The organism is Psychrobacter sp. 1044 (genome assembly GCF_904846525.1).
Lineage (GTDB): Bacteria > Pseudomonadota > Gammaproteobacteria > Pseudomonadales > Moraxellaceae > Psychrobacter.
In genome coordinates this window covers 13388-28582 of sequence record NZ_CAJHAZ010000011.1, presented here as the reverse complement: position 1 = coordinate 28582, position 15195 = coordinate 13388, and the positions used below count along the sequence as shown (strand labels likewise).

Annotated in this window: 12 protein-coding genes; 2 read left to right on the top strand and 10 right to left on the bottom strand. The window is 44.7% G+C overall.

Annotated features, from left to right (window positions below):
• Window positions 1-277 precede the first annotated feature (277 nt).
• From JMX82_RS09105 to JMX82_RS09090, 4 genes are all read right to left on the bottom strand, one after another.
• Window positions 278-1768 (bottom strand): aldehyde dehydrogenase family protein, encoded by a 1491-nt coding sequence (locus JMX82_RS09105; RefSeq protein ID WP_201540303.1) that lies wholly within the window; start codon window positions 1766-1768, stop codon window positions 278-280.
• A gap of 170 nt (window positions 1769-1938) precedes the next feature.
• Window positions 1939-3339, bottom strand: coding sequence for a VOC family protein (locus tag JMX82_RS09100; RefSeq protein WP_413786767.1), 1401 nt, complete (start codon window positions 3337-3339; stop codon window positions 1939-1941).
• A 199-nt stretch (window positions 3340-3538) separates the two neighbouring features.
• A complete protein-coding gene (locus JMX82_RS09095; protein WP_201540301.1) occupies window positions 3539-4810 on the bottom strand; it encodes an aspartate aminotransferase family protein in 1272 nt (423 codons plus the stop codon).
• Window positions 4811-5037: 227 nt separating this feature from the next.
• Window positions 5038-5985 (bottom strand): LysR substrate-binding domain-containing protein, encoded by a 948-nt coding sequence (locus tag JMX82_RS09090; RefSeq protein WP_201540300.1) that lies wholly within the window; start codon window positions 5983-5985, stop codon window positions 5038-5040.
• A gap of 576 nt (window positions 5986-6561) precedes the next feature.
• Between JMX82_RS09090 and JMX82_RS09085 the strand changes: the two genes are divergently transcribed.
• Window positions 6562-7761: a sugar transporter gene (locus tag JMX82_RS09085; protein ID WP_201540299.1), complete on the top strand. Its 1200-nt coding sequence runs from the start codon at window positions 6562-6564 to the stop codon at window positions 7759-7761.
• A gap of 120 nt (window positions 7762-7881) precedes the next feature.
• Here the strand turns inward: JMX82_RS09085 and arfB are convergent, their stop codons facing one another.
• The 6 genes from arfB to JMX82_RS09055 all read right to left on the bottom strand — a co-directional run bounded on the left by arfB (window position 7882) and on the right by JMX82_RS09055 (window position 13983).
• On the bottom strand, window positions 7882-8295 hold the full coding sequence (arfB, locus tag JMX82_RS09080; protein WP_201540298.1) for an alternative ribosome rescue aminoacyl-tRNA hydrolase ArfB: 414 nt from the start codon (window positions 8293-8295) through the stop codon (window positions 7882-7884).
• A gap of 60 nt (window positions 8296-8355) precedes the next feature.
• The gene (locus JMX82_RS09075; protein WP_201540297.1) at window positions 8356-9210 is read right to left on the bottom strand and encodes an HpcH/HpaI aldolase/citrate lyase family protein; all 855 of its coding nucleotides are present in this window, start codon (window positions 9208-9210) and stop codon (window positions 8356-8358) included.
• Between the two features lie 215 nt (window positions 9211-9425).
• Entirely contained in the window at window positions 9426-10190 is a 765-nt protein-coding gene (locus tag JMX82_RS09070) for an SDR family oxidoreductase (protein WP_265089046.1), read from the bottom strand.
• Window positions 10191-10361: 171 nt separating this feature from the next.
• The gene (locus tag JMX82_RS09065) at window positions 10362-11144 is read right to left on the bottom strand and encodes an SDR family NAD(P)-dependent oxidoreductase (RefSeq protein ID WP_201540296.1); all 783 of its coding nucleotides are present in this window, start codon (window positions 11142-11144) and stop codon (window positions 10362-10364) included.
• Between the two features lie 3 nt (window positions 11145-11147).
• Window positions 11148-12155, bottom strand: coding sequence for an NADP-dependent oxidoreductase (locus JMX82_RS09060; RefSeq protein WP_201540295.1), 1008 nt, complete (start codon window positions 12153-12155; stop codon window positions 11148-11150).
• Between the two features lie 22 nt (window positions 12156-12177).
• Window positions 12178-13983 carry an acyl-CoA dehydrogenase gene (locus JMX82_RS09055; RefSeq protein WP_201540294.1) on the bottom strand — a complete coding sequence of 602 codons (1806 nt, stop codon included), beginning with the start codon at window positions 13981-13983 and terminating at the stop codon, window positions 12178-12180.
• Window positions 13984-14165: 182 nt separating this feature from the next.
• On the opposite strand from JMX82_RS09055, the gene JMX82_RS09050 reads away from it, so the two are divergent.
• Window positions 14166-15188, top strand: a complete 1023-nt coding sequence (locus JMX82_RS09050; RefSeq protein WP_201540293.1) for a GlxA family transcriptional regulator — start codon at window positions 14166-14168, stop codon at window positions 15186-15188.
• The last annotated feature ends 7 nt before the right edge of the window (window positions 15189-15195 follow it).

The following is a 15195-nucleotide window of genomic DNA, read 5'->3' as shown; positions in this document are numbered from 1 at the left end:
TGGATACTGCTTTCATAGATATAACAGTATTGGAAACAACCAATCCATGGCTGCTGATAATGCTAAAAAAGCGCTGAAAAGAGTACTGCAAAGGGAGTAAAAAAGCCTGTTTTTGAAATCATGAATAGTTATTCATCACTTCCGCAGGCTTTCATACTAAAACAATAAATACTTAATAATTGGCGACCAAAATAGCGAATGATTGGCTTGCTAAATAAGCGCTGAGCCTACTTAACAAGCATCACATCACATCACATCACGTCACGTCACATTGTTATTAGCCAAAGTTGATGCCTTGCGCTAGTGGTAGCTCGGTTGAATAGTTGACTGTATTGGTCTGACGGCGCATATAAGCTTTCCATGCGTCTGAACCTGATTCACGACCACCGCCGGTTTCTTTTTCGCCGCCGAATGCGCCGCCAATCTCAGCGCCACTGGTGCCGATGTTGACGTTGGCGATACCGCAATCACTACCGCGGTCGCTGAGGAAAGTTTCAGCTTCACGTAAGTCATTGGTAAAGATACAAGATGACAGCCCTTGTGGCACATCGTTTTGCATCGCTAGCGCATCGTCAAATTCTTTATAAGGCATGACATATAAAATCGGCGCAAACGTCTCACTACGTGCTACGTCATTTTGCTCATCAAGCTCAACAATCGCCGGGGTCACATAATAAGCATCGGGGAATTTATCCATTAGCACCCGTTCGCCGCCCGTGACTTTACCGCCAGTATTGCGAGCCTTTTCTAACGCCGCTTGCATGTTATTAAAGCTGTCTTCATCAATCAGTGGACCGACCAAATTGCTTTCAAGCGGATGACCGATGCTCACCGTCTCGTATGCAGACTTAACGCGCGGTAAGATATCGCCTTTGACCGACTCATGAACGAACAGACGGCGTAAGGTGGTGCAACGCTGGCCTGCCGTTCCTACTGCTGAGAATAGAATGCCTCGTAGCGCCAAATCCAAATCGGCAGTGGGTGCCAAAATCATGGCGTTATTACCACCAAGCTCAAGCAAGCATTTACCAAAACGCTCAGCGACTTTTGGCCCGACTTCTCGGCCCATACGTGTACTGCCGGTGGCACTGACTAAAGCGATGTCTTTGTTTTCAACCAACGCATTACCGATATCGGTTTTACCCAATATAATTTGTGATAAATGTGCTGGTGCTTCACCAAATTTTGCCAAGGCTTTTTCAAATAACGCTTGGCAAGCTAAGGCGACAAGGGGGGTTTTTTCTGAAGGTTTCCAGATGACAGGGTTGCCACAAACGATGGCCAATGCCGTATTCCAAGACCAAACGGCAACGGGGAAGTTAAAGGCAGAGATGACGCCGATGACACCCAGTGGATGCCATGTCTCGCGCATGTGGTGACCCGGGCGTTCTGAGGCGATGGTTAGACCATAAAGCTGACGCGATACGCCCACGGCAAAGTCACAAATATCAATCATTTCTTGTACTTCGCCAAGACCTTCTTCTTTAATTTTTCCGGCTTCTAATGATACTAAGATACCTAGGTCTTCTTTGTGCTCACGCAGGACTTCACCCAACAGACGAATCAACTCACCACGTTTAGGGGCAGGAACGACACGCCATTCTTGAAAGGCTTGTTTGGCATTTTGGATTTTAGTATCGACGTCAGCCACTGTATCTAACGTGACTTTACCGATGACTGAGCCATCAATTGGGGTGGTGACTTCAAAGTCGCCATTTTGATAGTGTGCTTCTTCTACGCCCATTGCAGACATATATTGCTTAATCATAATCAATCCCTTGCATATTGGTATAATGGTTTACTACGTCCTTGACTGACTTATAAAATTACCCTGCTACCTACTAAGTTGCAAAATAATAAATTTCTTGCAGCCATTCCTTTTTGGAATGACGTGCTAATAAGTCGGCTATACGCTAGATATTTCTAGGCTAAATTTTACTAAACACTGACACTAGACAGGCACTGCTCAAGACTTTTCGCTTGCATCGCTTCATACAATGCCATCTCATCATAAATGGCGGAACCTAAATCACGCTCAAACTCTTGTTGGCTTGAGTAACCGTCATATTGGCTTGGCTGCGCCTCCTGCAGATTTGATTGAAAGATACCAGCGGCACTGACGGGCAAAAAGTCTTCATAAACGATAGGTTCAATGCGAAGCACTTCATCATTAATCAGAGCAGTCAACTTAGCATTAGGCACTTTATTCAGGTCATCATTGGTTAAGGTGACGGCTAACAACGCTTGACCGTCCTCAGAATCAAGGGTGCTATCCGTCAACTGGTAATAAAAATACGCCAGCCCCTCATCGTGTAGAGTTTGATAATCATCAGGAAAAGCGGTAAATACCTTGGTTAAAATTTGATTGTATTGAGCCGCATTGTCCTCATTTGGGGTAGCACCAAGCTGGCGGCGAGCTTCGGCCAATAATTCATCATAAAGCGCGCGGCCCTTTTGTGTTAACGCCACACCGCGTTGTTCAATCTCTCCAAAGCGCGCGGTATGGTGCCCTTGCTCGTACTCTTCATGACTAGCGTCTGAATTATTAGCAACTTTAAAGCCAACCGCTTCTTGTAGTGCTTTAAAACTGGTTTGCCTTAATAAGATTGGACACGCTCTACGCGGTGGCCCTTCGATAATGGCTTTTGAAGGTATGCCGCGGGCTTGCATGCCTTGTTGTACAGCATCAATATCCAAGGTTCGAGGCGTTAAATGATTGATATGCGGACCTTTAAAGCCGACCACATCAGCGACAAGTGGATGCTGATCTAGTAGACGCTGATAGAGCGCTTTTGCCACCGGCGTTTTATCATGCCAACGAAATGTCTCTAGCGCTTCTTGGACAAATTGCTCTGCTTGCTCAGTGGTCAAGCCACCTTGCGCCTCAAAAATCTCAATGAGCTCAATAACGCCAGCAGTGAATATCTGACGCTGCGCCAGTGTGGCCGTAGCTTCTTGTTGTAAATTTTCATCGACAATCAAATCTAAACGCAATAACGAGGTAAAAAGGCGAAAGGGACTTTTATGCAAAGAATGCGAGTCAAGTGCGCGAAAAGCTGTTGAGTGGACTGGCACACCAGCAGGCGCTAAATCGTAGTAGCCGACAGGGTGCATACCCATCACGGCAAAAAGACGGCGCATCATGCTCAGCTCTGCTGCGGTACCCAGCCGAATCGCCCCGTGGCGCTCCATACTCAGACGTTCAATCTCGCCTGTATGCAGCAGCTGTGATTTAATATCGGGATGTGAGGTTAATACTTCGGTATTGACCTCACTGACCAAATCAACCAAGTCACCGTATAGCGGCACCTCGTTCTGATACATAGCTGACATGGCCATAGAAAAATCATGGCGGATATCATCGCTGCAGATAAAATCCTTATCTGGACTGACGCTACTATTTTTCACAAATAAACATCCTTGTAATAGAGTTAATAAATTTTTAGCTTAATAATAAGTATTTGATTTCGAGCATTTGGTTATGACGATGCACTATCAATCCTAAGCACGCCTAAACATTCTTAAACGTTCCTAAGCATTAAGCGGCAGGCAATCCATCAGGAAGCGCGATGAGTACCTCTTTTAGAATATCCAACCCTTCTTTTAGGGTGTCAGGTTCTATGGTGAGTGGCGGTAATAAGCGAATGATATGTCGATATTGCCCACTTGGCATCAGCAGTAGACCACGCTCACGCGCTTTGGTTAATACCTGCGCCATGACACTTGGATGCACATCATGCTCAGGATGGCGCAGCTCGATACCGCGCATCGCACCGATACCGGTAAGACCAAACAACCAAGGCGAGACACCTTCTTGCTGCCATTGGCTGATGGTCGTCTCAATTGTCTGGGCATAATGGTTGGCTGACTGCCAAACGTCATTGGCTTGCATGATATCAAGCGTGGCATTGGCAGCGGCGCAAGCAACTGGATTGCCCGAATAAGTGCCGCCCAAACTGCCTTTGGGTAGACCATTGACCACACTAGCCTTGCCTATAACTGCACCTAAGGGCAAGCCGCCCGCAATACTCTTGCCAAGTAAAATAAGATCAGGCTCAACTTCTAAATGGGTAAAAGCAAACGGCGTACCCGTACGACCATAACCAGATTGGATTTCGTCCATGATGAGTAACATGCCGTGTTCATCGCAAAACTTACGTAGATACTGCGCAAAGGTGGGCGACAACAATTGAAAACCGCCTTCCCCTTGTACAGGTTCGACGATAATGGCACCGATATTGTCGATATCAGTTTCTACCATAAATAAACGCTGGAGCGCGTCAATCGCTTGCTCGTCGCTGATATTGTTATCGGGACTGGGAAAAGGAATGTGATAAACGCCACTGGCCAATGCACCAAGCCCGCGCTTATAAGGCGCGACCTTACCATTGAGATTAACGGCAGCCAGTGTGCGCCCATGAAAGCCGCCATCAAAGGCAATGACACCCGTGCGACCCGTTTTAAGGCGTGCTATCTTGATGGCGTTTTCGGTGGCTTCTGCGCCGCAGTTGGTGAGCATGCCTGCCAGTTCGCCGTTGATAGGCACCAGCTCAGACAATCGAGGCATAAAGGTTTGATACGGCTGATGCGCTGCCGCATTGTAGGCATAGTGAATCAGCGACTGGGCTTGCTGGATGATGGCCTCAACGATGTGAGGGTGGCAATGACCAAAGTTTAAAACACCAATACCGCCAACAAAATCGATATAGCTGCGGTCATTGTCGTCCCAAACTCTGGCATTTTTGCCTTTGACGAGCGTGAGCGGATGCACCATCGTAAAGGCATCGGTCACGTTATAAAGCTTGTCCATGATGAATCTCTATCTCTTCCTTGAGTTAGACTCATTTCAACAAAACATCACTTAGGCAGCAAACGAATAATAGTTGTGGTGGCATTCCTTTTTGTCATTACCAGTAAATTAGCTCCCTAAACGAATCCTTTAAAAACGAAAAAACTGCGTATCAAGGCAGTTTTTTTGTTTAGCGTGTTAAATTCTCACAGCAGATAACTTTGTAGAATAAAATAATAAGATATAAATTATAAAGCAAGCCCTAACGCCTTTTCACGCTGATCTGAGATTGTTAAATAAGCCGTAATCCATTCTAAAACTGCTTTGACCTTATGCGATGGTCCCGAAGATATAGGATAAGTCACATAATAGCTGCCGCGACCCTTTGCCGCATAATCCCATGCCAGCACCAAAGCGCCTGATTGCAGTTCAGGTTCAACCAAACGCAACGGCACCAAGGCTATACCATAGCCAAGTAAGGCGGCAGAGATGCAAGCATGAAAAGTCTCAAAACGTGGACCTACAAAAGTGCCATCGACGCTGATATCTTGTTGCTTAAAGTACTCATACCACGCACTTAAGCGTGAACTTATTTGCAATAGGACATAGTCATCTAGACACTCGGTGCTCAGTGTTTTATCTCGCAAATACTGCGGCTGACAGACCGCAACGCAATATTCATCGAACAATTTTATGGCCTCCATGTTACCCCACATGCCATCACCATATAAAAAAGCAATATCGACATTTTGGTCTTCAGAAAAAAATGGACCTACTAATTCTTTGATATCTAGGTTGATAAGGGGGTGTTCTTGACTAAAGCCGCTGAGTGCTGGAATCAACCAACGGGCACAAAATGTCGGATGTGAGACGATTTTTAGCAGCTCGGTATTACTGCTATGCGACATCAAATTGGTGGTTGCCACCTCGATATGTTTTAAAATCTCTAACACTTCAAGATAATATGACTTGCCAGCAGGGGTCAATGAAATCCGGTGCGGCGTCCGATAAAACAAAGACAGGTTTAGCATCTCCTCCAACTGCGCCACTTGCTTACTGATGGCGCTTTGGGTCATGTGCATCTCTTGCGCGGCATTGGTAAAACTCAAATGACGAGCAGCGGTCTCAAAACATTGCAGCGCCGTTGTTGAAGGGTATCTTCTAAAGGCTAATGGTTTATTGGTGTCTGTTTTCATAGATTGTTTTTCTTTTATCCCATATTAGGGCGTGTCCTCAATGCACTCGATAGTCATCTAAATGGGCTAAAAATGGCTAAATCTTGCCAAACATCGTCAAATAGCTGGTTAATATCCCGATATTATCTACGCTATTTTTCTTGTTTGACGGCAATTTATCTCATTTTTATCGCCATTTTTGAAATGAAGACACGCCCTAGTAAAATATCAATGATTATTTAAAATCACGTTATCAGGCATTCCTAGCCTATGGCGTCATCATACCTATATTCAAGCGTAAATAGCGATACCTCACTATAAGCACTATGTAACTGACACTGATGTCAGCATCGAATTTACTTAAGCATTCAACCAATTATTCGGTCACTAATTTTAAAGACTTTCCTACAAAAAACACCGTCGATTCCTGATAAAATAGTAGGGTCTGATGATAGGCTCTCACATACCGCAACTGATTTGCTATCTTGCCCTCCTCTTTTTCATCATTACGACCTATGCCGCCGTTATTCTTAAACTCATGAATTATTTTTCAGCTAATTTGCACTATTAGCGCCTTCTTTATTTGTATTGGATCATATGAAACATAACCTTGAGGTGAGCGCAAATGCTCGCCGAACTCAGTATTTCCAAGTATTCTTAATGGGCGTCAGCGCCTTTATTATGAATACCACCGAATTTGTCCCCGTTGCCCTATTAAGTGACATTGCCCAAGATTTTTCCATCACTACAGCAGAAACTGGCTGGATGTTGACGCTGTATGCGTGGATTGTCGCGGCGATGTCATTGCCATTGATGCTGCTCACCAGCCGCTTTGAGCGCAAAAGCTTACTTTTGGGCTTGTTTGTAGTTTTTATTGCCAGCCATGTGTTGTCAGTATTTGCTTGGAGCTTTAATGTATTGCTGATTAGCCGCGTTGGTATTGCGCTATCGCATGCGATATTTTGGTCAATTACCGCCGCGATTGCTATCCGCGTAGCACCAGAAGGTAAAAAAGCACTGGCACTTAGTGTACTTGCAACCGGTACTTCATTGGCGATGGTGCTTGGCGTGCCACTAGGACGCTTGGTCGGTCAATGGTTTGGCTGGCGGGCAACCTTTGGCGGTATTGGGGTGATTGCTTTTATCGTCTTTATCTTGCAAGCAAGGCTATTGCCCACGCTACCAAGTATGTTTGAAGGCTCCTTTAGAAAGATTCCAGAATTGCTCAAAAACTCTTTATTGGTTTGTTTGTATCTGCTTATTTTACTGGTCTTTACCGCTCACTATACCGCTTACTCGTATATCGAGCCTTTTATGCGGCAGGTTGGTGCTATTAGTGAAAACGCCGCGACTGTTGTCTTGCTATTATTTGGAGTAGCTGGGATTGCGGGCAGTGTGATTTTTAGTCGCTGGGGTGATCGTTTTAATACCAGATTGATGCTGATATCGATCATATTAATGCTGCTATCTATGCTGGTGCTATTGTTTGCCGTGACCTCAATCTGGGCACTGAGTTTCATTGCATTACTGTGGGGCGCCGCGCTGATGCTGCTGATTATCTCTATGCAAGCCAAAGTCATCATGGTTGATGTCACGGCGCAAGACATGCTGATGTCAATGTTCTCAGGGATTATTAACTTAGGCATTGGCGCCGGTGCGCTGTTTGGTGGTTATGCAGTAACGCATATTTCCATATCGAGTGTGGGCTATGTCGGCGCCGCTATCGCCAGTGTGGCACTGCTATTGATGTTATTTATGATAAAGCGCTTTCCCGAGTTAAGTAGAAGACTTGGTTAAGCAAAAGACTGAGATAGCTAAAGACCTGATAATAAATAAGACTATAAAAAATGCCAGCCTCTTAAATGGGCTGGCATTTTGCTTTCTCGTTCATTTAAAAATAGGAAATAAGCCACCCATTTAAAAATCCACTTTACCGCGCAAGGCTTTTGTTTTGCCGCGCTGGGTTTTTTGATCCACCCGTTTGCGCTTAGCATTTCTGCTAGGTTTAGTTGGCTTTCTGGTTTGATTGACATGAGTGGCTTTTATAATAAAGCTTTGCAGCCGCTCAAAGGCATCTATTTTATTGCGCTCTTGGGTACGAAACTGCTGCGCTTTAAGCACAAACACGCCTTCTTTGGTGATTCGGCTGTCTTTACTGTCTAATAAACGCTGCTTATGCACATCACTCAGGCTTGAGGCATGGATATCAAAACGCAGATGAATCGCAGATGAGACTTTATTGACATTCTGTCCACCAGCGCCTTGTGCCCGTATGGCACTAATCTCGACATCACTGTCATTCAGGCTAATACTGTTACTGATAAAAATCATAGAGCTCTTTTTAAATCATAAATAAGTATGGTGAATAATAAACCATTATTTGCTTCCCTGCTACTTTGCCAGTAGTTGATTCAATAATTGATGGCTGCGCTCAATCACTGGCGCATCTACCATTTGACCATCTATTTTGAAGACTGCCTGTCCACTGCGCTCATACTCTTCGACCACACGCTTAGCAAATGACAATGCGTTGTTAGTCGGCTTTAATGCCTGCTGGACGACAGCTACTTGTTTGGGATGAATACACAGCATTCCTGACATACCCATCTGTGACCATAAACTTACTCGGGCGCTTAGTCCTATCTCATCATTAAAATCAGGATAAACAGTATCAATCGGTGGGGACAATTGGTGCACTTTTGAAGTCAGTATTAATTGATAGCGAATCTGGTTAGCAATAATATCGGCCGCCGCCGTACCTACTTGCACTTGTAAATCATTGCATAAATCTAAAAAACCATAGCTGAATCCGACCAAGCCTGACACTTTAGCCATCGCATCAATGTTATACAACCCAACCGCACTTTCTATGAGTGCAATAATAGGTAAGCCAGTACCTTGATAGGCTTGCTCAATATCTGATACTTGCTCCGCCTTGGCCAGTATAATTCCTACAAGATTAGGCATCTGCTGACACAGCGCGATATCTTTTATAAATGCCTCACTGCCTGCTTTATTAATACGTACCCAAATCGGCTGATAATCTGCACTGTCATGATATTGTTGCAATGCTTTGCGGGCGTCTGCTTTATCTTCTGGCGCAACGGCATCTTCTAAATCGACAATAACCGCATCTGCGCTACTAGCAAAAGCCTTGGCTACTCTGTCGATGCGAGGCGCTGGCACGAATAGCCATGTTTTATTTTGATAAGTTATATTTATTTTATGATTGGTCACTGAGTTCATGCTTAATTCCTATATTGTTCAAGTAGCGGTTAGCAGCTTTATTATGCCATTACACAGCCTATTTTTACTTTAAATTGATCATTTATCGATGCAATGACACTAAGCGTATTTAAACACTTGATCAAAAATAAAATCAAAAAAACCGCATGAAAATTAATCTCATGCAGTTCTTAATAGTAAACTGTTCTTGAACTTATATGCTGTAGCTTTACTGATTAAGCTAACATACCGCCATCGACAACGATAGTCGCGCCTGTGGTATAGCTCGAAGCGTCCGATACTAGATACAATACTGTACCAGCCATCTCGTCAGGATTTGCAACACGTCCTAATGGAATAGCATGTAGCGCCATTTTTAAGACTTTATCATTGGTCGTCAAGGCAGAGGCAAACTTGGTATCTGTTAAACCTGGCAACAACGCATTGACGCGGATATTGAGTGGGCCACATTCTTTGGCAAAAGCTTTAGTCATGCTAATGACCGCTGCTTTGGTGATTGAGTAGATGCCTTGCTTGTCGCCTGCCACCAAGCCATTGACCGATGCAGTATTCAAGATGACGCCGCCACCTTGCTCTTTCATCATTTTGCCAGCGGCTGTCGACATAAAGAAGTAACCGCGAATATTTACCTCAACCGTCTTATCAAAAGCGGCTAAATCCGTATCTAAGATATGACCATAATATGGGTTGGCTGCAGCGTTATTAACTAAGATATCGATTTGGCCAAACTCGCTTTTGATATGCTCAAAAATCGCATCAATCTGTGCCATCTCGCCCACGTGGCAAGCAAAGGCACTCGCTTTGTGACCATCTGCGATGATGCTATCCGCGACTGCTTGGCAAGCATCAATCTTACGGCTAGAGACGATAACGTGCGCGCCTCTTGATGCCAATAAACGAGCAATAGATTCGCCAATACCGCGGCTAGCGCCAGTAACCAAAGCGACCTTACCGGTTAAATCAAATAAATCTTTCATCATTGTTCCTTATATTTTTATCAACTTTATATTTTCAAACATTCTTGAGCGCTGAATTCATCTATCCAAAACATGTATCTAAAATTGGATAACTAAACGCAGATAATCGCTGTCATATCTAACAGCGATTATCGAGCACTAACGAATTAAATAATGAGCGCTCAACAGTCGCAGTTACGCTAGCATACCACCATCTAAGGTAAAGGCATGACCGTTCATAAAGGTACTCTCATCACTGGCAAGCCACGCAATCGCGGCAGACACTTCATTAACATCTCCCAGACGGCGCATTGGACTGGCCTTAACGGTTGCTTGCTGCGTACGCTCATCCATCATTGCCATGGTATTGCGTACCATTGGCGTATCGATGAAGCTTGGGCATACCGCGTTAAAACGAATATTGGCGCGCGCGTACTCGTGAGCAGCGGACTTGGTCAGACCCATAACGCCGTGTTTAGCCGCACTATAGGCTGAGATCATCGGTGCTGAACGCAAGCCAGCAATAGATGCTACGTTGATCACATGACCACCACCATTAGGTAGCATACAGTTGACGGCGGCGCGCATACAGTGCCAAACGCCTTTTAAGTTAACAGCGATATTGCGATCAAAGTCATCATCGCTTAGCTCATGCATGGGCGAAGGCTTATGGTCGATACCAGCATTGTTTACCACCACATCTAGACCGCCAAGCGTTTCCACTGCGAAGTCGAACAACGCACGTACTTCGTCACCACTGGTCACGTCTACTTTTTTGAAGACGACACTGTTACCAGCGTCTTGAGCTTGCTTGGCAACCGCAGCACCCATCTCTTCTGCCATATCCCCAATCACAACTTTTGCGCCGCGACTGGCTAGTAATAGCGCGCTTGCTGCACCGATACCAGAGGCACCGCCAGTGATCAAAATTCTTTTGCCCGTTACATCTGATGCAATTCCGTTTGTATTCAGTGTCATGATCTATCCCTCTACCTTAAGTACCAGTTTGCCGAAGTTTTCACCGTTAAAGAGCATCATCAAGGTATCTGGGAACGTCTCGATACCTTCAACGATATGGTCTTTTACTTTCATATCACCTGACTGAATCCAGCCAGCGATGTCTTTCATGGCGACTGGATATTCTTTGATATTATCGAATACTACGATGCCTTCCATGCGGGCACGATTGACCAATAATGATAAATAGTTCGATGGGCCTTTGACTTCTGTAGTGTTGTTATACTGACTAATCGCACCGCAAATAACGATACGCGCATGCAGGTTTATTTGTGTGAGCACGTCATTCAAGATATCACCGCCTACGTTGTCAAAGTACACATCGACGCCATCTGGGCAGGTTTTCTTCAGGGCTTTTTTCACATCTTCGTTTTTGTAATCAATCGTCGCATCAAACCCAAGCTCATCAACTAAGAATTTGCATTTCTCAGCGCCGCCCGCGATACCAACAACGCGGCAGCCTTTTATTTTGGCAATTTGACCAACTAAGCTACCAACGGCACCAGCAGCGCCAGAGACAACGACAGTCTCGCCTGCTTTTGGCTGACCTGTTTTTAGCAAACCAAAATACCCTGTCATGCCCGGCATACCAAGTACGCCCAAGTAATAAGACAATGGCGCCAGTTTTGGATCAACTTTATACAGATTAGCACCATCACTGACGGCATAGGACTGCACGCCATCGTGACCTGCAACATAGTCACCAACGGCAAATTTTTCATGCTTACTTTCAATCACTTCGCCTACCGTACCAGCGCGCATGACTTCACCAATCTGTACTGGTGCGATATAAGATTTGGCATCGTTGAGCCAGCCACGCATCGCCGGATCGATAGAGATGTATTCAACTTTAATCAGTAGCTGACCATCGGTGATAGTCGGGATTTCTGTCTCGGTATAATCCCAAGTCTCGGCACTAGGTTCGCCTACTGGTCTTGCTTTTAATCGCCATTGTTTATTCATTTTTGTCATGTCTCTGTCCTTAGAGTTGTCCTTAGAACCAGTCTGTTTGCATATCAGTGCAAACCGAGTTGGTATTGGTTAATAATTCGATGTCGCGTTTAACTAATGGTAGTTCCCAATCGATAAAATACTTTGCCGCTTGTATCTTGCCTTTATAAAAATTCTGTTGCTCAGCATCTTGCGTGGTACTTAATAGCTGCTCAGCTTTACTCGCTTGACGAATCCAAATCCAGCTCAGCACAATCGAGGCAAAGATATTCATGAGTGCTTGCGCGTTGCCCGTCAATGTTACTGCTTCTTCGGTTTGTAGAACTTTGCTGAGATGCACCAATACTTCATGCAAGTGACCCATGTAAGGCATCAATTTACCTGCCAATTTAGCGCTCTCAGGTGTAGTGATATTTTCTAGATCTTTTGTAATTTCACGTTTGAGGATTTGAATACCCAGACCACCTTTTTGCCATAACTTACGAAATGACAAATCCAATGCCTGCACGCCATTCGTGCCTTCATGAATAGGATTTAGGCGATTGTCACGCCAAAACTGCTCAGCCTGATACTCACGCGTATAGCCTGCACCGCCCAATACTTGGATACCTAAATCATTGGCTTTTGGCCCATACTCAGATGGCCATGCTTTTAGTACTGGCGTGAGCAGGTCTAATAACTCTGTTAGCTCATTTTTTAGGGTTTCGTCTTCACAGGTATTAATACGGTCAATCAGGTTTGAGCCATATAGACATAATGAAATGCCGCCTTCAGAGTACGCTTTTTGCGCCAATAGCATGCGCTTTACATCACCATGATTGATGATAGCAGTTGCCGCATCTTCAGGTTTATTATTCGGGGCGATTCTGCCTTGCGTTCTGTCTTTGGCATAATCAAGTGAATACTGATAACCACGATAGCCCACCATTGACGCGCCAAAACCGACAGCGATACGCGCTTCATTCATCATTTTGAACATATAGCGCAGGCCGAAATGCTCTTCACCGATCAGATAACCATAACACTCGCCTTCGTCACCGAAGCTCAATGCCGTCGACGTCGTGCCTCTATAGCCCAGTTTATGAATGAGTCCCGTTAAATGCACATCGTTGCGCTCGCCGACCGATGCATCATCGTTTAAACGATACTTGGGGACAGCAAATAAAGAGATACCCTTCACGCCACCTGGACCACCTGGCACTTTGGCCAACACTAAATGGACGATATTATCAGACAGTTCGTGATCGCCGCCTGAGATATAAATCTTGCTGCCTTTAACGCGATAAGAACCATCGTTTTGTTTTACCGCCGTGGTTTTTATATCAGCAAGTGACGAACCTGCATGTGGCTCTGTTAATGCCATGGTTCCAGTAAACTCACCTGTCAGCATGCGCGGCATAAAGGCGGCTTTAATCTCGTCACTGGCAAAGTGTGAAATCACATTAATCGCAGCAGTGGTCAAAAATGGATAAGCAGTGGTTGAAGGGTTGGCGGCCATAAAATAACCTGCCACGGCTGTCATTACCGTTTCAGGCAGCTGCATACCGCCGTCTTCAAAACTATAACGACCAGCGATGAACCCTGACTCGCGGAATGCATCAAAAGCGACTTTTACATCACTTATCATGCTGACTTTTTTGCCATCAAACTGTGGCTCGTTCTTGTCTGCTACATGGTTATGTGGCAAAAATAACTGGGTCGCAATTTTATTGGCCGTATCCAGTACTGCGTCAAACGTTTCGCGGCTATGCTCTGCAAACTTAGCATGCTTGGTTAAATTTTCAGTGCCCAATACATCATATAATTGGAACGGTAACTCAAAGTCATTGATAAGCGTATCTGCTGCCATAGTATTCTCGTTAACTGATTAAATTTGGTTATCAATCGATATTAAGCTAATTTAACGTCTTACCGTATTGTCATTTATGACATAATTATGGTCAAATATGACATAAATAGCGTTTATATTTCGAGAGTTCAGATAAAAATTTGATATTTTCGGTTTTAGAATTAAAAGAAGGATAGACACCTATGCCCTATTTCAAACCGTTTAAAGTCATCATTATCGGATTCGATGGTGTGCTCGGTAGCGCATTGACAGGCGCATTAGATTTATTTTCATTTACGGGTGTCAGTTGGCAGCGATTTTTAGATGAGCCAGTAGAACCACGGTTCAATGTGCAGATAGCAAGCGTTGGTGGCATAGATATCAGATGTAGCAACCGCTTAATCATGCAAGCACATTGCGATATTCAGGACGTGGCGGAATGCGACTTGCTATTGATTCCGACGATTGGTGATTCAATCGATAAGGCACTGAGCCAAAATGCAGATTTGATACCCCATCTAACGCGGTTGGCAGACACCAAATCAGATATGGCCAGCAACTGTAGTGGTGCTTTTTTTTTGGCAAAGGCAGGATTATTAGATCATAAAATCGCCACCACGCACTGGGGTTACGCCAGTAAATTCAAGGCAGATTTTCCACTCGTTGACTTACAGGAAAACCAGTTTGTCACTCATTCAAAGAACAAGTCAGAGAGCCAATCGGGTAATATATTTTGTGCGGCGGGTGGTAGTGCATTTTTTGACTTAGGACTGTTATTGATAGAGCGCTATTGTGGACATGAGATTTCTACACAAGTGGCCAAAACCCAAATTATCGATAGCAAGAGAGGCAGTCAGAACAGCTATACCAATGTGACCTTGCACAAACCCCATTCAGACCAACTGATCAAGCAGGTACAAGAATTCATTGAGGAAAATTTTTATCAGACTATTCAGGTGAGCGGATTGGCTGCCATGGTCAATATCACGCCGCGTACTTTAAACAGACGCTTTCAGTCTGCTGTTGCTATGCGCCCGATTGAGTATATTCAGGCCGTCAGAATTGAGCAGGCAAAACGCCTGCTAGAGTTAGGAGATGTGACCATAAAATCGCTTGCCGAGCAAGTTGGCTATGATGACATCTCTTCGTTCACACGCCTATTCAAACGCGCGACAGAGCTAACCCCCAAAGAATATCAAGATAAGTTTTCGCGGTTAGCGATTTAGTCATGGC

What these genes read in the sequence shown, in the direction of transcription:
- arfB (WP_201540298.1), bottom strand. Translation starts at nt 8,295, where the DNA reads ATGATTTTTATCAGTAACAGTATTAGCCTGAATGACAGTGATGTCGAG.
- JMX82_RS09085 (WP_201540299.1), top strand. Translation starts at nt 6,562, where the DNA reads ATGAAACATAACCTTGAGGTGAGCGCAAATGCTCGCCGAACTCAGTAT.
- JMX82_RS09090 (WP_201540300.1), bottom strand. Translation starts at nt 5,985, where the DNA reads ATGAAAACAGACACCAATAAACCATTAGCCTTTAGAAGATACCCTTCA.
- JMX82_RS09070 (WP_265089046.1), bottom strand. Translation starts at nt 10,190, where the DNA reads ATGATGAAAGATTTATTTGATTTAACCGGTAAGGTCGCTTTGGTTACT.
- JMX82_RS09075 (WP_201540297.1), bottom strand. Translation starts at nt 9,210, where the DNA reads ATGAACTCAGTGACCAATCATAAAATAAATATAACTTATCAAAATAAA.
- JMX82_RS09105 (WP_201540303.1), bottom strand. Translation starts at nt 1,768, where the DNA reads ATGATTAAGCAATATATGTCTGCAATGGGCGTAGAAGAAGCACACTAT.
- JMX82_RS09055 (WP_201540294.1), bottom strand. Translation starts at nt 13,983, where the DNA reads ATGGCAGCAGATACGCTTATCAATGACTTTGAGTTACCGTTCCAATTA.
- JMX82_RS09065 (WP_201540296.1), bottom strand. Translation starts at nt 11,144, where the DNA reads ATGACACTGAATACAAACGGAATTGCATCAGATGTAACGGGCAAAAGA.
- JMX82_RS09060 (WP_201540295.1), bottom strand. Translation starts at nt 12,155, where the DNA reads ATGACAAAAATGAATAAACAATGGCGATTAAAAGCAAGACCAGTAGGC.
- JMX82_RS09100 (WP_413786767.1), bottom strand. Translation starts at nt 3,339, where the DNA reads ATGGCCATGTCAGCTATGTATCAGAACGAGGTGCCGCTATACGGTGAC.
- JMX82_RS09095 (WP_201540301.1), bottom strand. Translation starts at nt 4,810, where the DNA reads ATGGACAAGCTTTATAACGTGACCGATGCCTTTACGATGGTGCATCCG.
- JMX82_RS09050 (WP_201540293.1), top strand. Translation starts at nt 14,166, where the DNA reads ATGCCCTATTTCAAACCGTTTAAAGTCATCATTATCGGATTCGATGGT.